This is a genomic window from Pseudomonas sp. PS01297, assembly GCF_029959305.1.
Lineage (GTDB): Bacteria > Pseudomonadota > Gammaproteobacteria > Pseudomonadales > Pseudomonadaceae > Aquipseudomonas > Aquipseudomonas helleri.
In genome coordinates this window covers 1-19,782 of record NZ_JASCPQ010000056.1, presented here as the reverse complement: position 1 = coordinate 19,782, position 19,782 = coordinate 1, and the positions used below count along the sequence as shown (strand labels likewise).

The window sequence follows — 19,782 nt, the reverse complement described above, 5'->3', positions numbered from 1 at the left end:
AGACTGTTATTTTGTCAGCTCGTTCGCACACAGCTTATTCAAGGTGTAAAGAAACACCTCTATAACTTCGTCTTATCTCGGACATGGAACGGGAAATACGGCAAAAAAAGGAAATTTACCGGGATACATCCACACTTCCAAGTCGGCTCCTATACTGCCCGATCACAGGTTGTCTGATCATGGTGGGCTTGATAGGCGTGGCCGCCAGTAAAACGGATCAGTATCCTAGCACCTCCTCCCCCGCAGACGCTAAGGCCAAGCGGGCAGCCCAACAGGTTTAAAAACGAATGAATCATCTCGCCCGCTGCGCTGCTGGCCTGTTGCTCAGCACCGTTTTGCTCCCGCTATCGGCCTTTGCTGCCGATGCGCAACCCACCCATGAGTTCCGTCTGGACAATGGCCTGAAGGTCATCGTGCGCGAAGATCACCGCGCACCCGTGGTGGTATCGCAGGTCTGGTACAAAGTCGGTTCCAGTTACGAGACGCCCGGCAAAACCGGCCTGTCCCACGCCCTTGAGCACATGATGTTCAAAGGCAGCAATAAAGTTGGCCCCGGTGAAGCCTCGTTGATCCTGCGCGACCTCGGCGCCCAGGAAAACGCCTTCACCAGCGATGACTACACCGCGTATTACCAGGTGTTGGCCCGCGACCGCCTGGGCGTTGCCTTTGAGCTCGAAGCCGACCGCATGGCCAGCCTTCGTTTGCCGCCTGAAGAGTTCAAGCGCGAAATCGAGGTGATCAAAGAAGAACGTCGCCTGCGCACCGACGACCAGCCGATGAGCAAGGCGTACGAAATTTTCAGCGCCATGGCTTATCCGTCCAGCGGCTACCACACGCCTACCATCGGCTGGATGGTTGACCTGGAGCGCATGAACGTTGCAGAACTGCGCGCCTGGTACGAAGAGTGGTACGCCCCCAACAACGCCACCCTGGTGGTGGTCGGCGACGTGACCCCGGATGAAGTCAAAGCCCTGGCCCAGCGCTACTTTGGCCCGGTGCCAAAGCGTGACATCCCGATTGCCAAAGTGCCGCTTGAACTGGCCACGCCCGGCGAGCGCCTGCTCAAGATCAACGTGCAGACTCAGTTGCCAAGCTTGATGATGGCTTTCAACGTGCCAAGTATCGCAACCGCCAAAGACCCGCTCAGCGCCAACGCGCTGCGCCTGATCGCGGCGCTGCTGGACGGCGGCTACAGCGCGCGCATGTCCTCGCAACTTGAGCGCAAAGAGGAGTTGGTGTCGGGCGCCTCGTCCAACTACAACGCCTTCACCCGTGGCGACAGCCTGTTCCTGATTACAGCCATGCCCAACAGCCAGAAAAAAGTCACCCTGGCCCAGACCGAAGCCGGTGTTTGGCGCCTGCTGGACGACCTGAAAAAGACCCCGCCGTCAGCCGAAGAACTGGAGCGTGTGCGCGCTCAAGTGATTGCCAACCTGGTGTACGAGCGCGACTCCATTACCTATCAGGCCACCTCGATTGGCCAACTGGAAACCGTTGGCCTGTCGTGGAAGCTGATGGACAGCGAGCTGGCTGACCTGCAAAAAGTCACCCCGGCCGATATTCAGCAGGCCGCACGCACCTACTTCACTCGCGACCGTCTGAGCGTTGCGCACGTACTGCCCGAGGAGAAAACCCATGAGTGAGCGTAAAGGTCCACGCTTCGCCCTGCTCGCCCTGACCACGGCGGTTCTGGTGGGTGCACTCGGCTACTCCTTCATCAGCCCGAGCGAATCGGTTGCCGGCCCAACCCTGGATTCAGCCAAAACCGAGCGCAAGCTTGAGTCTCTGGCAGAACTCGACGGCAAGGCGCCGACCAACCGCAAGCTGGACATCCAGACCTGGCAAACCGCCGAAGGCTCCAAAGTGCTGTTCGTCGAAGCCCGGGAACTGCCGATGTTCGACCTGAGCCTGACCTTCGCGGCGGGCAGCAGCCAGGATGGCAACACGCCAGGCATCGCCGTGCTGACCAACGCCATGCTTAACGAAGGTGTGGCCGGCAAAGACGTCAGCGCCATTGCTCAAGGCTTTGAAGGCCTCGGCGCAGCGTTTGGCAATGGCGCCTACCGCGACATGGCCATCACCTCGTTGCGCAGCTTGAGCGATAAAGACAAACGCACCCCGGCGCTCAATCTGTTTGCTGAAGTGGTGGGTAAACCCACGTTCCCGGCCGACTCGCTGGCGCGAATCAAAAACCAGCTGCTGGCCGGTTTTGAAGTCCAGAAGCAAAACCCCGGCAAACTGGCCAGCAATGAGCTGTTCAGCCGCCTGTACGGCAACCACCCGTACGCCCACCCGACAGATGGCTCTGCGCAAAGCATCTCGGCCATTACCCTCGATCAGATCAAGGCCTTCCACAACAAGACCTACACCGCAGGTAACGCGGTGATTGCGATTGTGGGCGACCTGTCCCGTGCCGAGGCCGAGGCCATGGCGTCGCAAGTGTCAGCAGCCCTGCCAAAAGGCCCGGCCGTGGCCAAGATCGCAGAGCCGGTTGAGCCCAAAGCAGGCGTCAACCACATCGAGTTCCCGTCCAAGCAGACTCACTTGCTGCTGGCCCAACTGGGCGTTGGCCGCGATGACCCTGACTACCCTGCGCTGCTGCTGGGCAACAAGGTTCTGGGTGGTGGTGGCTTCGGGACGCGCCTGATGACCGAAGTGCGTGAAAAACGCGGCCTGACCTACGGCGTGTACTCCAACTTCAGCCCGATGGAGGCCCGCGGCCCGTTCCAGATCAATCTGCAAACCCGTGCCGAATTGAGCGAGGGCACGCTCAAACTGGTTGAAGACATCTTGGCTGATTACCTGAAAAACGGCCCGACACAAAAAGAACTCGACGATGCCAAGCGTGAGTTTGCCGGCAGCTTCCCGCTGTCGACCGCCAGCAACGCCGCCATCGTCGGCCAACTGGGCGCGATAGGCTTCTATGACCTGCCGTTGGACTACTTGGAAAAACTCCGCGAGCAGTCCCAGAATCTGACCACCGAGCAAGTCAAGAACGCCATGAGCAAGCACTTGAGCGCCGACAAAATGGTCGTAGTGACCGCCGGCCCAACCGTGCCGCAAAAACCACTGCCACCTCCTACCGACAAACCTTCAGAGCAACCTCTTGGGGTTCCGGAGCATTAATGGCAAAGCCAAAAAACACATCGCACTCAGGTGCAGGTCAATTACGCATCATTGCCGGGGAATGGCGCAGTCGCAAACTCGACTTCCCCCATGTAGAAGGTCTGCGCCCAACGCCAGACCGTGTTCGTGAAACGCTGTTCAACTGGCTCGCGCCGTACATTCAGGGCGCCAGGGTACTGGACGTGTTCGCCGGCAGCGGCGCACTGTTTCTGGAGGCCCTGTCACGCGGTGCGGCCAAGGGCCTGGCTCTGGACAGCAACCGTGAGGCCATCTCCAACATCCGCGAAAACATGGGCATCTTGAGCTGCACCACCGGCCAGGTGCAGCAAACCGACGCCCTGCGTTACCTGGACGCGACCCCGAGTGACACCTTTGACGTGGTGTTCCTCGACCCGCCGTTCAACAAAGAACTGCTCAAGCCTGCCTGCGACCTGCTGGAGCAGCGCGGCTGGCTGACAGATGACGCCTGGATCTACACCGAAAGCGAGCTGCGCCCGTCCGAGTTGGGCTTGCCCGGCAACTGGCGCCTGCACCGCGAGCAAAAAGCCGGGGGCGTGAACTACGCCCTGTGGCAGCGCGATGCGGTTCAGGCACCCGCAGCGCAATAACAACCGCTGATCTGTGCAATCGTTGCCGCGCATTACGGCAACGATTGCACACACCCTTGCTCTATCTATGTACCGCACCCCGCGCCCTGCGCCATCGCATTCTGTCCGTTCTCACTGATCATTCGCCCCGTGTGCCTCCGCACATCGGCTGGCGTGTTCAAAAACAACGGAATGTGAAACATGACCATTACTGCTGAAAAACCCACTCACGCCTACACACTGGATAACGGCCTGCAGGTGATCCTGCGCCAGGACCACCGTACGCCAGGCATCTGCGCCTCGCTGTTCCACAAGGCGGGCACCGACCATGAACACGCAAACCAGCGCGGGCTGGCGTACCTGGCCGGTGGCGCGACCTTCAAGGACAAAGACCTTGAGCGAAAAATCGGCGCCACTGCCAATGGCTGGATCGATTACCACCTCAGTGCCTACAGCCTCGAAGCACCCAGTGCCGAGCTTGCCACCGTGCTGCAATTGCTTGCCGCCCGAATGGAGCCTCAAACACTCTCCCAAGAGCGCCTAGATAAAGGCATCAAGCACACCCAGAAGCTCGAAGAAGGCGAACCGTACTTCAGTTCCGATTACTGGATTACCCCGTCATTCGAGGAGCTGATTTTTCCCCAGGCACGCACCGTGTACAAATTCGGTAATGCCGACGACCTTGCACGCATCACGGTGGCCGACGTGCTGAGTTGGCATGAAGAAGGCTACGCGCCGAACAACTCGATTCTGGTCATTGCAGGCGATATAGCGCTCGATGACGTCCAGCCGCTGATCCAGCACCTGTTTGCCGATCTCACACCTTTCGAAGGTTTTGCCACGGCAGAGCAGCCCGCACATTCGTTTACAGGCGAGGAACGCAGGCTGGTTCAGCGTCTTGATACGCCACTGCCACGGCTGCAAATGGCCTTTAACACGCCAAGCCTCGCAACCCCGGGCGCCATCGGCGATATCCGCGCCCTGCAAGTCATCAGCGCCCTGCTGACCAAAGGCCCGCAGGCATGGCTGCCACTGCGTTTGTCTGAAGACAAGCACACGCTGGACAGCGTGATCAGCCGTCTTCCGGCCTATCGCCGCAACGATGACCTCTTCCTGCTGGCCGCCACCCTGAGCGCAGACACCTCGCTGTCGGTGCAACAGGTAGAGCTGCAAATCAAACAACTGCTGGAATCACTCAAAACCCATGCACTGGATGCCGAGACTTTGAAGTACGGCCAACAGCAGGCCCTTGAAAGCCTGGAAGAACAAGACACCCTCGAAATACAAGCCTCGATCCTGGGCAACCTGGCCGCCATCGACCTGCCATGGGCGCTGATCGACAGTGAGGCCGAGCAAATCCACAACGTCACAGCAGATGACATCCTGCGCGTGGCCAACACGTACTTCAGCCCCGAGCGCCTGAGCGTCGCACACAGCCTGCCGCGAGACGTCTGATACCCGATTAACCCAGGCGCGCTACCTATATACCGCCTTGCAGTACCCGCCTTGATCCAACCTGTTCTGACTTTATTCACAGAACACTCAAGGATCCTTGCGGATGAAATCCCCTCTTTTGTTTCGCTGGCTAATCACCTTGTGGTTGCCAGCGACCGCCTGCGCCCACGCGGCACCGGCTACCCATACGTTTACCCTCGACAACGGCCTTAAGGTCATTGTTCGCGAGGACCACCGCGCTCCCGTGGTGGCCTCGCAGCTTTGGTACAGAGTCGGCGCCAGTTATGAGCAGGAAGGACAAACCGGTTTGTCTCACGCTCTGGAACACATGGTCTTCAAAGGCAGCAGCAAACTGCCCCAGGGCGAAGCGTTAGCCGTGCTTGAATCGCTGGGCGTCAGCGCCAACGCCACCACGCGGTCCGATGCAACGTTCTACACACAGTTGCAGGCCACCAGCCGGCTTGCGGTGTCACTCGAAATTCTTGCAGACCAAATGGCCAGCGCACGCTGGACTGATGCCCAGTTACTTATCGAACGGCTGGTCATTCAGAGAGAACGCCGTTCGACAGTCGACAGCAACCTGTGGAACTTGCTCAATGAGCGGGTCAAAACCATTGGCCATGTGGCAAGTACCTACAAGAACCCTGTGCTGGGCTGGATGCATGACATCAACCGGCTGAACAACCCGCTGCTCATGCAGTGGTATCAAGACTGGTATGCACCCAACAATGCCGTGCTGGTCATCGTCGGCGATGTGACGCTGGAGCAGGCCAAAGCACTGGTGACGCAACAGTTCAGCGCAATCGCTGCGCGCCCCTTGCCCACGGTCAAGCGCCCCATTGAACTGACCCATCTGGGCCGACGCGGGCTGCACCTTCGCTTGCCCAGCCCCAATGCAAAGCTGGTAATGGCCTTCAATGTGCCCAGTTTGAACACCGCACAAGACCCGCAAACTGCCTTTGGCCTGCTGTTGCTCAACGAGCTGCTGGCCAGTAGCGACAGCTCACTCATCAAAGCCAGCCTGATGCATCAACAAGGCCTGTTGGCCGGGACGTACTCCCATTACGACCTGCTGAACCGGGGCGATGGCCTGCTCAGGATCTGGGCCGAAATCAGTCCGTCACGCACCGAGTCACCGGAGGCCGTTGAAGCCTTGATCTGGGCGCAGCTCAAAGCGCTCAAAGCCGCCCCGCTCAGCGTGCAAACGCTGGAGCGCGCCAAACGCAGGATCATCACCAAACGCCTGTACGCCCACGATCAGATCGAGAAGCAAGCCAGCGACATAGGTGAGTTGGAAAGCATCGGGCTGCCTTGGTCGACCCTCGATGCACAAGAACAGGCCCTGCAAACACTGACGCCTGCCGACATCCAGCAACTGGCCACGACCTACCTCACCGAAAACCGCTTCAGTGCCGCTTACATGCCAAGGCCGGAGAAAAAAAATGACTAATGCCTTCACCTCGACACGCCACCCTTGGATGCCATTGGCGTTCATCACCATCCTGTTGCTGAGCCTTTGCCTGAGCGTTCCAGCACGGGCAACAGAAGGCCCGGCAACAGCCTTGCAGACCTTAAAAAACCTGGATGACAACCAAATTGCCGCTCGCCCGCTGAGCATTCGCGCCTTTGCGACCCATGAAGGCACCCGCGTGCTTTTTATTGAGACCCACGCACTGCCCATCGTTGATATCAGCGTGCGTTTTTCAGCGGGCAGCAGCCGCGACGACGCTTCGCCTGGGCTGGCAAACCTGACCCTGAAGCTCTTGAACCAGGGCGTTGAAGGTATGGACGCCAAGGCCATCGCCGAAACATTTGATCAACTGGGCGCACAACTGACGGCTTCGGTAGACAAGGACGAAGCACGGTTAACCTTGCGCACACTGAGTGACGGCGAGACGCGCAAGGCGGCGATTGACCTGTTCACGCAGCTGATCACACAGCCCGCTTTTGCCCCGGACGCCGTCGAGCGGGCGAAAGCGTCGGCGCTCAATGCCATCGGGCTGGTGCAACAAAACCCGACAGCGCGACTGCAACAGACGCTGCATGCACAGGTGTATGGCAATCACCCTTACGCAAGACCCGTCGAAGGCAACGCCCAGAGTCTGGCCTTGATAGACGCCGGGAAAGTCCGGGGCTTTCATCAAAAAGCCTACACCGCGGCCAACGCGCTGCTGGTCATCGTGGGGGACATTTCAAATGATGAAGCCACAGACCTGAGCATCGCGATCAGCCAGGCCCTGCCCCAAGGCCCCGCACTGGCGCCTGTTGAACTGGCCATGGACCTGACATCACCGCCCGGCCATACACACCTCGAAGCCCCCTACAGCCAGACCTTGATCATGCTGGCGCAGCCGAGCGTACCGGCGAATCACCCGGATTACGTGGCGTTACAAGTGGCCAGCCTGATATTCGGCGGTTCCAACAGCAGTCGTCTGATCAATGAGCTGCGCCACACGCGCGGGCTGAGCTACGCCGCCTCGGCTTTTATACCGCTCTGGCAAGCGGGCGGGCCCTGGACCATTAGCCTGCAAACCGCCCCCGATCAGCAGGATGCCACCCTCGCGCTGGTCAAAACGCTGTTTGCCGAGTGGCTGCGCGACGGTCCCACCGAAGAGGAACTGGTCGCCGTCAAACGACGGTTGGCAGGCAACTTGCCGCTGACCAGCGCCAGCAATGCACAAATGGTTCAACAGTTGCTGCTTATGGGGGCCCACGACCTGCCCCGCAATTTCGACGCGCTGGTCATGCACGCCCAAAAGCTGTCGCGACAAGACATCAAAGACGCCATGAATCGTTATACCAGGGCCGATAAATGGAAGGTCGCAAGCCTCGGCCCAACGGTCGAACAACGCCCCTTGTCAGCCGTTCAGCCCTGAGCGTATTGCGTACTTATGTAACGCACCTGCCGCCCGGGTTTATCGCAACCTGTCCTGACGAACCCTCGTCAGGACACCCACCATGAAAAGACTCATCGCCGGGCTGCTGCTCGGCGTCATGCTCCATCCCCTGCTGGCATCGGCCAGCAGCCCACCGCCCATTCATGAGTTCACACTCGATAACGGGCTCAAAATCATTATTTACGAAGACCACAACGCCAGCCTGGTGCTGACCCACTTGTGGTATCGCATCGGGTCAAATCAGGAAGAGCCGGGCCAAACCGGCGTGTCCCATGCGCTGGAGCACATGCTGTTCAATGGCAGCAGCAAGCTCTGCACAGGCGAGTCAGGCCATATTTTGCAGAACCTGGGCGGCAGCCAAAATGCCTTGACCCTGAATGACGCCACGCTGTTTTTCCACACCGTGCCCCCGCATGCGCTGGGTGTCAGCTTTGAAATGCTGGCGGACCAAATGAGCACCGCTCACCTGTCTGCGACGGTTTGGAGCGGCGAACGTGAAATCATCAAAAACGAGCGCACCGAAGCCTCTGATCACCACCCCATCAAGCGCGCCATCGAGGTCCCCCGGCGCCTGGCCCTGCCGGCCAGCGCAGCAGGCAACCCGATCATTGGCTGGCGACATGATCTGGACCGCCTGCAAACCGAAGAGGTAAAGCGCTGGTATCAACGCTGGTATGCCCCCAACAACGCGGTGCTGGTGGTCGTCGGTGACATCACCCCCCAGCAGGTCAAACAACTGGCCGAACAGTATTTCGGCCCTATTGCCCGCCGGGCGCTGCCCTACAGCTCAACCCCCATCGACCTGGCGATGCCCGGCGAGCGCAGCATCACGCACTACATCCCCCAGCAAATACCCGTGCTGTACATGGCCTTCAATGTGCCAAGCCTCGCCACTCAAACAGACCCGCGAACAGCACCGGCACTGGAGCTGATTTCCGAAATGCTGGGTGGCGCAAACAGCTCGCTGTTCGAGCCGTTATTGGTGCGCAAGGAAGGCTTGGCAGACACCACCACCGTTCATTACCAGGCGGTCAGCCTCGGCGATGAGCTGTTCAACATCAGCGCGCTGCCCGACCTCGAAACAGCCGTTTCGCTTGAAACGCTCAAGACGCTCCAGACGCGGATTCTGGCCATTATCGACTCATTGAAAACCGCCCCGCCAAGCCTTGAAGACCTCGAACGCGCGCGGACTCAGATCACGGCACGGCGCGTGTTCGAGCAGGATGAGCCGGAAAACCGCGCCCTGCAGATTGGCATGCTGGAAATGGCCAGGCTGTCCTGGCGCACCGAACAGACACGGCTCGATGCCTTGAACGCCATCACCCCGCAAGACATTCAACGCACAGCGCAGACCTTTCTGGTCGCAGACCGGTTAATCACCAGCTACGCGCTGCCTGAGGAGTCACCTCATGAGTAATGCCACCCTCATCGCACGCTGCACCCTTGTCTGCCTGTTTGCGCTGTCGAGCCTTTTTTTGGCGGCAGGCTGTTACGTACAGGCAGCAGATATTCCCGGCCCCACCTTAGCCTTGCAATCGCTGCGCGAACTCAAAGAGCCCACAGGCACACCCCACGCGCCCCGGATCCAGTCGTGGACACTCAAGCAGGGCAGCCGCGTGCTGTTTGTGGAAAACCACAACTTGCCCATGGTCGACCTGAAAATCAGCTTTGCCGCAGGCAGCTACTACGATGGCCAAACACCGGGGCTGGCGGCCATGACTCAGGCCCTGTTCAGTGTCGATTCGGCACGCAAACACGCCGACGAGATCGCCCGGGGGTTTAACCGTTACGGCGCGCAAATAACCCACGGTATCAATGCCGAGCAAAGCTACCTGACCCTCAGAAGCCTGAGCGCACCCGAGGTGCTTGCCCCGGTGCTGAGCCTGTTTACCGAAACCCTGACACAGCGCTCTTTCAGCGAGGAGAACCTGTCGCGAATAAGGCGATCCTTGCAGGCAGACCTCACGCTTGAGCAAGTTTTTGCCCAGGCGCGAGCGCTGTCCAGCATTCGCGCAGAACTGTACCCCGGTCAGCCGTTATCGCGCTCAGTCAACGGCACCAACGACAGTCTTCAACGCATACAAGCCGCGCAGGTTCGCAGTTTTTTTCAGCGGGCCTATACCGCAGCTAACGCGCAAATGGTGATCGTCGGCGACCTCACGCCCGAGCAGGCCAAATTACTCAGCCAAACCTTGGCCGATGCGATGCCGCAAGGGCCGGCGCTGCCCGCGCCGCAAAGGTTTGTCACTCAGGTCAACACTGGCAGAACCCTGCACATTGAAGACAGCACGAGCCAGACCTTGCTGGTCATGGCACACAATGTTGTGCCCAATCAGCACCCAGATTCACTGGCCCTGCAGGTAGCCAATGTGATGTTCAATGGCGTTTTAAATAATCAACTACGCGAGAAACACAGCGTCACCTACGGAGTGCAGTCCGATATCGAACATGCCCAAGGCGCCACGGCCTGGATCACCCAGTTCAATACGCCGCCCCACTACAGTGAGCAGGCCTTGGCCCATGCCAAAACGCTGTTTGAGCAGTTCCTCAAGGATGGGCCCACACAAGAGCAGCTGGACAGCATCAAGAAATACCTGCGTCAGGCGCTGCCACAACTGCTCGCGACCAACAGGAACCTGCTCAAGGAACTGGAGGACATCAACCGTTTCGACCACACCCTGGACTTCACTCACAAAATAACCGAGATCCAGAAAATGACCGCCGGACAGATAAAAGCCGCCATGAACCGGCACATGAACGCCGATGCCTGGGTCACCCTCACTCTCGGCCCCAGCGTTGCCCAGCAAGCCCTGCCCGTGGTCAGCATGAGTGAGAACAACGGACAGCCGCTGTGCAATTCGACCAATTGGATGAGCACCGCACAACACACACTGCTTGGGCCGCAGGCCGCGTTGTGGCAACTTAAGCACTTTCTGATACCTGTCACCGACTGAGAACTTAAGTGCGCGCCCTCGCTTCCCCTGCGTTACCCGTGGAACTGTTCACACCAGCTTCTGGCCTCGGCAACCCTCATTTGCAAACGCTGTGGGGGCCGCTGTGGCGCACCAAACCTGTTGTTGAACATCAACGCGAGCGCCTGTGGCTCGAAGATGGCGACTTTCTCGACCTCGACTGGCACGGCACGCCGTCAGCCCATGAACCGCTGGTGCTGGTGCTGCATGGCCTGACCGGATCCTCGGCTTCGCACTACATTGCAGGCCAGCAGAGCGCCCTGGCAAAACAGGGCTGGGCCAGCGTAGCCCTGAACTGGCGCGGGTGTTCGGGGGAGCCCAACCTGCTGGCACGCAGCTACCACTCCGGCGCCAGTGAAGACCTGGCCGCAACGGTTGCGCATTTGCGGGCGCGCTACCCGCTGGCGCCGATCTATGCCGTGGGTTACTCACTGGGCGGCAATGTGCTGCTTAAATACCTGGGCGAATCGGGCAGCGCCAGCGGCCTGCAAGGTGGCGTCGCGGTTTCGGTGCCGTTTCGCCTCGACCAGTGCGCCGACCGCATCGGCATGGGCTTCTCCAAGGTGTACCAAGCGCACTTCATGCGTGAAATGGTGGCCTACGTCAAAATCAAACAGCGCCAGTTTCAACAGGACGCCAAGCACGAAGCGCTGGCCGCACTGGCCAAGCTGGGTACCCTCAAATCGCTGAGCAAACTGCGCACCTTTTGGGAGTTCGACGACCGGGTCACCGCGCCGCTCAACGGTTATCAGAGCGTCGACGACTATTACCGCCGCGCCTCCAGCCGCTACTTCCTGGGCGCGATTGAAACGCCCACGCTGATTATCCAGTCCGAGGATGATCCGTTTGTGTTCAAACACAGCATCCCCGAAGCCAGCGAACTGTCCGCCTGCACCGAACTTGAGCTGCACACCAAGGGCGGCCATGTGGGTTTCGTTGAGGGGTCGCCGAGAACGCCCAGGTACTACCTGGAACGACGCATTCCACAGTGGTTGGCCAGCCTCAAGCCTGAGTCTGCGTAATGAATGTGGAGCAAGGTGAGTCCATCCACTTTTGGCAAACGGCGCCGTTGAACGGCGTCGAATTGCTCACCGCGCGCTACATCGAACACCGCTTTGTGCCCCATGTGCATGATGGTTTTGTGATTGGCATGATCATGGACGGCGCCCAGCGTTATCGCTATCGCGGTGCAGAGCACCTGGCTAGCACCGGCACACTGGTGTTGATCAACCCGGACGAAGTGCATAACGGCCACAAAGGCCATGATGCCGGTTGGCGCTACCGTGCGTTCTACCCGGACAACGAACAGATCCAAAGCCTGCTGGAAGAATTGAACCTGCCCGGCACCCACCTGCCCACCTTCAACGACACCCTGCTGCACGACCCGGAGCTGTTCCATGGGTTGCAGCAACTGCATCATTTGCTGGAAGGCCCGGAGTCGGCGCTGCATCAGCAAACGCTCTGGCGGCAAATGATGCTTGCCCTGCTCAACCGCCATGCCCGCCTGCCGATGCCCGGCAAGCCGGGCGTGGAACACCGGGCGGTGCGCCAGGCCAAAGAGCTGCTGCAATCGCGGCTGGCCGAACCGCCCTCGCTGGAAGAACTGGCGGCGGCGGTTAACTTGTCGCCGTTCCACTTTGCCCGCGTGTTCCAGCGCGCCACCGGCATGCCGCCCCACACCTGGCTGATGCAACAACGCATCGCCCATGCCCGCGGCTTGTTGCAACAAGGCTGCTTACCGCTGCAAGTCGCTACACAACTGGGTTTTGCCGACCAAAGCCATTTGAGCCGCCAGTTCAAAAAAGTCTATGGCGTCGGCCCGGCGGCCTACCGTGCGGCCAGTGCCCAGCACGCACAAAGCCTGTAGACGGTGGTGTTGCGGCCCGCATCGCTACATCAAAACCGTGTAGGACCGAGCTTGCCCGCGAGCTTTTAAAGATCAAAAGATCGCGAGCAAGCTCGCTCCTACGGAGTGTTGGCTGCACGTTTGGCGGCGGTCTGCGGCCCGCATCGCTCCTACGGAGTGTTGCCTGCACCTTTAGCGGCGGTCTGCGGCCCGCATCGCTGCATCAAAACCGTGTAGGAGCGAGCTTGCTCGCGAGCTTTTAAAGATCAAAAGATCGCGAGGCAAGCTCGCTCCTACGGAGTGTTGCCTGCACCTTTAGCGGCGGTCTGCGGCCCGCATCGCTGCATCAAAACCGTGTAGGAGCGAGCTTGCTCGCGAGCTTTTAAAGATCAAAAGATCGCGAGGCAAGCTCGCTCCTACGGAGTGTTGCCTGCACGTTTAGCGGCGGTCTGCGGCCCGCATCGCTACAACAAAACCGTGTAGGAGCGAGCTTGTCTCGCGAGCTTTTAAAGATCAAAAGATCGCGAGGCAAGCTCGCTCCTACGAGGTCAGTCCCCGGTTGCGACACCTCGTGCCGGGTCGTTGATCCATTCGCTCCATGAGCCCGCATAGAGTTTGCCCAGCGGGTAGCCCGCCAATCCCAATGCAAACAGGTTGTGACACGCCGTCACGCCCGAGCCGCAATACGCCACCAGTTCATCCGGCGAGCGGCCCGCCAGTTGTTCGGTAAATCGCTGTTTGAGTTGCTCGGCAGGCAAGAAGCGCCCGCTGCTGTCGAGGTTTTCATTGAACGCCGCACATTGCGCACCAGGGATATGCCCGGCAACCGGGTCGATCGGCTCAACCTCGCCGCGAAAACGTGGCTTGGCGCGGGCGTCGATCAAGGTCAACCCCGGCTGGCCCAAGCGCGCTTGCAATTGCTCAGCGCTCAACACCAAGTGGCTATCCGGCTGACCATCAAAGGTGCCAGGCACAACATGGGGCTCGTCCGTGGTCAGTTTAAAACCCGCCGCATGCCAGGCCTTTAACCCGCCATCGAGAATAAACACGCCATCACGCTTGCCCAGCCACGCCAGCAACCACCAGGCACGGGCCGCAAATGCACCGGGGCCGTCGTCATACAGCACCACATCGCTGTCCTGGTTGATGCCCCATGCCCGCAGTTGCTCAAGCAAGGCCGACGGTTCAGGCAAGGGATGGCGGCCCGTGACGCCTTTGATCACCGGGCCGCTGAGGTGGCGCTTAAGGTCGGCAAATTGCGCACCGGCAATATGGCCTTCGACATAGCTGCTGTGCCCGTAGTCCGGGTCTTCCAGGGCAAAACGACAATCCAGAATGACCAGGCCGGGGTGTGCCTGACGTTCGTTCAGGGCTTGAGGGCTGATCAGTTGCGCAACGGGCATGGCGAACTCCTGAGTGGGGTGGCAATAGCGCTACTGTACGACCAATGTCTTTTGCAGTGGAACGTAATATTCCTTGAGCAACTCATCAACCGCAGCACGGTACGGCGGCGTTACATAGCCCGATTCCAGTATCAGCAGTTGGTAGATTCCGCGGGTCAGCGCCTCTTCGGACAGGTGGGTGGCGTTCTCACGCGTGGTGCACAAAAAACCCACCCAAGACGTCAGAATGATCCAGGCATTGAGCGTCAGCGATTCGATTTGCTGGGGCGTCATGTCGAGAATGCCCGCCTGCACAAACCCCGAATAGATGGCTTGCCCCTGCGCCAGGCATTGCGTGGAAAAGCCTCGGTAACGCACGGCCAGTTCAGAGTCGCTGAGCAGCAGGTGTTCGATGTCGCGGTACAAAAAGCGGTAATGCCACATGGCATTGAGCAGGTGTTTCAAGTAGTCGCGCTTGTCGCTGACGTCAGGCAAACGGCCTTCGGGCGGGCGCAGAAAGTCCAGCACCAGCACCTCGTACTCGCTAAACAACACCGAGATGATCGCCTGTTTGTTGGGGAAGTGGTAATACAAATTACCCGGCGAAATCTCCATATGAGCCGCAATGTGGTTGGTACTGACATTGCGTTCACCCAGCTGGTTAAACAACTCCAGACTGTTATTGATGATGCGCTGGCTGGTTTTTAATCGTGCGGCCATGGATTGGTCTTCGATGAATATCGAAAAACATCTTAAAGCCTAACCACCGTGGCTCAAACAGCCCGAGTGGCAGACCCCCAATTGACAACATAGAGCGCAGGCTCTAAAAACATCTTTGCGCTTACGAGCACCCCAACCATCCGCAGGGAGCGAACGATGTCTACCGACAGTGCCCACCGACACAGTTCCTCAACCTCAATGGATGATCTCCATAATATTATCGGTCTGCAACGAAAGGCCTACTCGGATCACCCTTGCCCACCAATAGCACAGCGACAGCAATGGTTGAAGAGCCTGCGAGTATTGCTGAGCCGTGAGCGTGAGGTGTTGATCGACGCCATCAGCCAGGACTTCAGCCACCGCAGCACCGACGAAACCTTGTTTGCCGAGTTGATGCCCAGCCTGCAGGGCATTGACTACACCCTCAAACACCTAAAACGCTGGATGAAACCGTCACGGCGCCACGTGGGCGTGATGTTCCAGCCCGCCAGCGCCAAGGTGGTGTATCAGCCCGTGGGCGTGGTGGGTGTAATCGTGCCGTGGAACTACCCGCTGTATTTGGCCATGGGGCCTTTGATCGGCGCCTTGGCGGCGGGCAACCGAGTGATGCTCAAACTCAGTGAGTACACGCCCGCCACCGGCCGTTTGCTCAAAGACCTGCTGGGGCGGATTTTCCCCGAAGACATGGTCGCCGTGGTGTTGGGCGACGCCGAAGTGGCGATGGGGTTTTCCGGACTGGCCTTCGATCACCTGCTGTTCACCGGCTCGACCCATGTCGGCAAGCAGGTGATGCGTGCCGCCGCCGATAACCTGACCCCGGTGACGCTGGAGTTGGGCGGCAAATCCCCTGCGATCGTTTCGGCTGGGGTGCCGCTCAAAGACGCCGCCCGGCGCATCGCCTGGGGCAAAACCCTGAACGCCGGGCAAACCTGTATCGCGCCCGACTATGTGCTGGTGCCGCACGAGCGGGTCGACGGGTTTATCGAGGCTTACCGCCAGGCCGTACTCGATTTTTATCCAACGCTGGCCGACAACCCGGACTACACCGCCATCATCAGCGAGCGCCAATTGGCGCGACTTGAACACCTGCAAACAGACGCCAGCGAAAAAGGCGCCCGGCTGATCCCGCTCTATGCCCACGGTCAGGGGCGGCGCATGCCCCATACGTTGCTGCTGAATGTGAACGACCAGATGCAGGTCATGCAGGACGAGATCTTCGGCCCTCTGCTGCCTGTTGTCGCGTACAGCACGCTCGATGAAGCGCTTGCCTACATCAACTCAAGACCTCGCCCACTCGCGCTTTACTACTTCGGATACAACAAGGCCGAACAACAGCGCGTCCTCCAAGACACCCACTCGGGCGGCGTCTGCATTAACGACACGCTGCTGCACGTGGCCATCGACGACCTGCCGTTTGGCGGCATCGGCCAGAGCGGGATGGGGCGTTACCACGGCCACGAAGGTTTCCTGACGTTCAGCCACGCCAAAGGCGTGTTGAGCAAACAGCGCTGGAACAGTTCGCTGGCGATTTACCCGCCATATGGCCGGTCGCTGGTACGCCTGATTCAAAAGTTGTTTATCCGATAGCCTCAAACGGCGAGACCAAGCCATGCCGGAATTTCTGGATGAACCGACGCACCTGTCCCGCCGTGGCGTTTTAAAAGTCGGCCTTTGCGCCTCGGCTTTTCTAGCCACTGCCGGGCTGGGCGCCAGCCTCAGCGGCTGCTCGGCCAATTTCAGCGCCCGGGGTTTCAGGGTGCTGCGCAGTACCGACCTGGTGTTTTTACAGGCGCTGGTGCCGGTGATGCTGGCGGGCAGCATTTCGCACACCTCCCTGCCGGGAGCGACAGACGCCACTTTGCACACGCTGGACAACAACCTGGCCCACCTCTCGCCAGAGCTGCTCAAGCTGACCCTGCAGTTATTCGACGTGCTGGCCATGCCGGTCACTCGCGGCCCGCTCACGGGGTTGTGGGGCAGTTGGGAGAAAACAACCCCCGATCAAATCCGCTACTTCCTGCACCGCTGGCAAAACAGCAGCTTGAGCCTGTTGCGCATGGGCCATGCCTCGCTGCTGCAACTGGTGATGATGAGCGGCTACGAAAAGCCCGAGTTGTGGCCCCATTGCGGGTATCCCGGCCCGCCGACGGTTTGATTCACACAATAATAATTTTTCATGGGACGTCCTTATGCCTGTACCCGATCTATTCCGCGAAGGCCTGGCCCGCGGATGGAAAACCCATAACGGCTCAACCCTCGACAACGACCTGACGCTGGAAGCCGACATCGCCATTATTGGCAGCGGCGCCGGGGGCGGCACGACGGCAGAAATCCTCAGTAACGCGGGCTTTAAAGTGCTGCTGATCGAAGAAGGCCCGCTCAAGACCAGCAGCGATTTCAAGCTGCTCGAAGGCGAGGCCTACACCAACCTGTATCAGGAAGGCATCGGGCGCATGAGCAAAGACGGCGCCATCAGCATCCTGCAAGGCCGCGCGGTGGGCGGGACTACCCTGGTCAACTGGACCTCAAGCTTTCGCACCCCGGCGCCGACGCTGGAGCACTGGGCCCGCGAGCATGCGGTCAGCGGCCACAGCGAAGAGTCCATGGCGCCCTGGTTTGCGCAGATGGAGCAACGGCTCGGCGTGGCCCCGTGGTTGATCCCGCCCAACGCCAACAACGAGGTGATCCGCACCGGCTGTGAAAAACTCGGCTACCGCTGGCAGGTGATCCCGCGCAATGTGCGCGGCTGCTGGAACCTCGGTTATTGCGGTATGGGCTGCCCGACCAATGCCAAGCAATCGATGCTGGTGACTACGATTCCCGCGACCCTCGAAAACGGCGGCGAGTTGCTGTATCTGGCCCGCGCCCAGCGTTTGTTGATTGCAGGTGATCAGGTCACCGGCCTGGAGTGCCAAGCCATGGACAGGCGCAGCGTGGCGCCCACAGGCTGCACCATTACGGTCAAGGCGCGGCATTACGTGCTGGCGGGCGGCGGCATCAACAGCCCCGGCCTGCTGCTGCGCTCAGAGGCGCCCGACCCGTACAGGCGAGTGGGCAAGCGTACGTTTCTGCACCTGGTCAACTTCTCGGCTGCGCAGTTTGCGACAGCGATCAATCCGTTTTACGGCGCCCCGCAGTCGATTTACACAGACCACTTTCAGTGGCAGGACGGCGCCACCGGCCCCATGGGCTACAAGCTCGAAGTCCCGCCCTTGCACCCGGCGCTGGCCGCCACCTTGTTTGGCGGCTACGGCGAAACCAACGCCGAACACATGGCGCAACTGCCCAACACCCACATGATGCTGGCCCTGATGCGCGACGGCTTTCACCCCGACAGCCCCGGCGGTAACGTTGAGTTGCGCGCAGACGGCAGCCCCGTGCTCGATTACAGCGTCACGCCGTATAGCTGGGACGGGCTCAGGCGGGCGTTCCACAGCATGGCCGAGATCCAGTTTGCCGCCGGGGCCAGCGCGGTGATGCCGTTGCACAGCGATGCGCGCTACCTGAAAACCCTGGGCGAAACCCGCGAGCACATCAACAACCTGAGCCTTGAGCGGTATCGAACGCGCTTGGCCAGCGCCCATGTGATGGGCGGCTGCGCCATGGGGGAAAACCCGCACCTGGCGGTCACCGACAGCCTTGGGCGCCATCATCAGTTACGCAATCTGTCGATCCATGATGGCTCTTTGTTCCCCACCAGCATCGGCGCCAACCCACAATTGTCGGTGTACGCACTCACCGCCAAACTCGCGACAGAGCTGGCCCAACGGCTTAAAAATCCGTGAAAAAGGAGTTAACTGGCGGCGTCTATAGTGCTTTCTTCTTAAATTGGCGACTTGGCCGACCGGGAATGCTGCGATACCATCCGACTCCCCAACGGATTCCCGCCAGGACGACGCGATGAACCGAGTGTTGTACCCAGGTACATTTGACCCCATTACCAAGGGGCATGGCGATCTGGTCGAGCGCGCCTCGCGCCTGTTCGATCACGTGATCATTGCGGTCGCGGCCAGCCCCAAAAAAAACCCGCTCTTCCCTCTGGAACAGCGCGTTGAGCTGGCGCGTGAGGTCACCAAGCACCTGCCCAATGTCGAGGTAGTCGGCTTCTCGACGCTGCTTGCGCACTTCGCCAAAGAACAGAACGCCAATGTATTTCTGCGTGGCCTGCGTGCCGTGTCGGACTTCGAGTACGAGTTTCAGCTGGCGAACATGAATCGCCAATTGGCACCCGACGTCGAAAGCCTGTTTCTGACGCCGTCCGAGCGCTATTCGTTTATATCGTCGACGTTAGTCCGTGAAATCGCGGCTTTGGGCGGCGATATCAGCAAGTTTGTCCACCCGGCTGTGGCTGACGCCCTGACCGAGCGGTTTCGCAAGAAGTAACCGCTGAAGCGGCGCCCGCGTGCACTGCGGGCGCCAATGCGGCACAATTGCCGCATTCGATTTTAGTTGCCCGGGCAAACGGCCCCGGCCGGAGTACCCATGTCCCTGATCATCACCGACGATTGCATTAACTGCGACGTCTGCGAACCCGAGTGTCCGAACGCTGCTATTTCCCAGGGTGAAGAGATCTACGTGATCGACCCGAACCTGTGCACCCAGTGCGTAGGCCATTACGACGAGCCGCAATGCCAGCAGGTGTGCCCGGTTGACTGCATCCCGCTGGATGAAGCCCACCCGGAAACCGAAGAACAGCTGATGGAAAAATACCGGCTGATCACCGGTAAAGCGTAAGGGTTGCCTCTGTAGGAGCGAGCTTGCCTCGCGATCTTTTAAACAATCAAAAGATCGCGAGGC

General features: G+C 59.8%; 17 protein-coding genes. 15 read left to right on the top strand and 2 right to left on the bottom strand.

Features of this window, described 5'->3' with window-relative positions:
- Positions 1-287: 287 nt before the first annotated feature.
- The 10 genes from QMX84_RS16785 to QMX84_RS16740 all read left to right on the top strand — a co-directional run bounded on the left by QMX84_RS16785 (position 288) and on the right by QMX84_RS16740 (position 12,904).
- The gene (locus QMX84_RS16785; RefSeq protein ID WP_048370991.1) at positions 288-1,643 is read left to right on the top strand and encodes a pitrilysin family protein; all 1,356 of its coding nucleotides are present in this window, start codon (positions 288-290) and stop codon (positions 1,641-1,643) included.
- Positions 1,636-3,126, top strand: a complete 1,491-nt coding sequence (locus tag QMX84_RS16780) for a pitrilysin family protein (RefSeq protein ID WP_282364307.1) — start codon at positions 1,636-1,638, stop codon at positions 3,124-3,126. Before QMX84_RS16785 ends, QMX84_RS16780 begins: the two co-directional genes overlap by 8 nt.
- Positions 3,126-3,734, top strand: coding sequence for a 16S rRNA (guanine(966)-N(2))-methyltransferase RsmD (gene rsmD / locus QMX84_RS16775; RefSeq protein WP_282364306.1), 609 nt, complete (start codon positions 3,126-3,128; stop codon positions 3,732-3,734). Before QMX84_RS16780 ends, rsmD begins: the two co-directional genes overlap by 1 nt.
- Before the next feature lie 180 nt (positions 3,735-3,914).
- The gene (locus QMX84_RS16770; RefSeq protein WP_282364305.1) at positions 3,915-5,168 is read left to right on the top strand and encodes a pitrilysin family protein; all 1,254 of its coding nucleotides are present in this window, start codon (positions 3,915-3,917) and stop codon (positions 5,166-5,168) included.
- Between the two features lie 103 nt (positions 5,169-5,271).
- The gene (locus tag QMX84_RS16765) at positions 5,272-6,618 is read left to right on the top strand and encodes a pitrilysin family protein (RefSeq protein ID WP_282364304.1); all 1,347 of its coding nucleotides are present in this window, start codon (positions 5,272-5,274) and stop codon (positions 6,616-6,618) included.
- A complete protein-coding gene (locus QMX84_RS16760) occupies positions 6,611-8,044 on the top strand; it encodes a pitrilysin family protein (protein WP_282364303.1) in 1,434 nt (477 codons plus the stop codon). Before QMX84_RS16765 ends, QMX84_RS16760 begins: the two co-directional genes overlap by 8 nt.
- An 82-nt stretch (positions 8,045-8,126) precedes the next feature.
- Entirely contained in the window at positions 8,127-9,482 is a 1,356-nt protein-coding gene (locus QMX84_RS16755; RefSeq protein WP_262126149.1) for a pitrilysin family protein, read from the top strand.
- On the top strand, positions 9,475-11,019 hold the full coding sequence (locus tag QMX84_RS16750; protein ID WP_262126148.1) for a pitrilysin family protein: 1,545 nt from the start codon (positions 9,475-9,477) through the stop codon (positions 11,017-11,019). The genes QMX84_RS16755 and QMX84_RS16750 overlap by 8 nt, the downstream gene beginning before the upstream one ends.
- 8 nt (positions 11,020-11,027) lie before the next feature.
- On the top strand, positions 11,028-12,059 hold the full coding sequence (locus QMX84_RS16745; RefSeq protein ID WP_088500227.1) for a hydrolase: 1,032 nt from the start codon (positions 11,028-11,030) through the stop codon (positions 12,057-12,059).
- Positions 12,059-12,904, top strand: a complete 846-nt coding sequence (locus tag QMX84_RS16740) for an AraC family transcriptional regulator (protein ID WP_153335321.1) — start codon at positions 12,059-12,061, stop codon at positions 12,902-12,904. Before QMX84_RS16745 ends, QMX84_RS16740 begins: the two co-directional genes overlap by 1 nt.
- A gap of 527 nt (positions 12,905-13,431) precedes the next feature.
- On the opposite strand, the gene QMX84_RS16735 is transcribed toward QMX84_RS16740, so the two are convergent.
- Together QMX84_RS16735 and QMX84_RS16730 are read right to left on the bottom strand one after the other, a co-directional pair.
- Positions 13,432-14,286: a sulfurtransferase gene (locus tag QMX84_RS16735; RefSeq protein WP_282364302.1), complete on the bottom strand. Its 855-nt coding sequence runs from the start codon at positions 14,284-14,286 to the stop codon at positions 13,432-13,434.
- A 30-nt stretch (positions 14,287-14,316) separates the two neighbouring features.
- A complete protein-coding gene (locus tag QMX84_RS16730) occupies positions 14,317-14,985 on the bottom strand; it encodes a TetR/AcrR family transcriptional regulator (protein ID WP_282364301.1) in 669 nt (222 codons plus the stop codon).
- A 156-nt stretch (positions 14,986-15,141) separates the two neighbouring features.
- On the opposite strand from QMX84_RS16730, the gene QMX84_RS16725 reads away from it, so the two are divergent.
- The 5 genes from QMX84_RS16725 to QMX84_RS16705 all read left to right on the top strand — a co-directional run bounded on the left by QMX84_RS16725 (position 15,142) and on the right by QMX84_RS16705 (position 19,719).
- Entirely contained in the window at positions 15,142-16,572 is a 1,431-nt protein-coding gene (locus QMX84_RS16725) for a coniferyl aldehyde dehydrogenase (protein ID WP_282364300.1), read from the top strand.
- A gap of 22 nt (positions 16,573-16,594) precedes the next feature.
- Positions 16,595-17,140: a twin-arginine translocation pathway signal protein gene (locus QMX84_RS16720; RefSeq protein ID WP_282364299.1), complete on the top strand. Its 546-nt coding sequence runs from the start codon at positions 16,595-16,597 to the stop codon at positions 17,138-17,140.
- Between the two features lie 34 nt (positions 17,141-17,174).
- Positions 17,175-18,770, top strand: a complete 1,596-nt coding sequence (locus tag QMX84_RS16715; protein WP_282364298.1) for a GMC family oxidoreductase — start codon at positions 17,175-17,177, stop codon at positions 18,768-18,770.
- A 115-nt stretch (positions 18,771-18,885) separates the two neighbouring features.
- On the top strand, positions 18,886-19,368 hold the full coding sequence (coaD, locus tag QMX84_RS16710) for a pantetheine-phosphate adenylyltransferase (RefSeq protein WP_047278434.1): 483 nt from the start codon (positions 18,886-18,888) through the stop codon (positions 19,366-19,368).
- Positions 19,369-19,467: 99 nt separating this feature from the next.
- The gene (locus QMX84_RS16705; protein ID WP_003213796.1) at positions 19,468-19,719 is read left to right on the top strand and encodes a YfhL family 4Fe-4S dicluster ferredoxin; all 252 of its coding nucleotides are present in this window, start codon (positions 19,468-19,470) and stop codon (positions 19,717-19,719) included.
- The last annotated feature ends 63 nt before the right edge of the window (positions 19,720-19,782 follow it).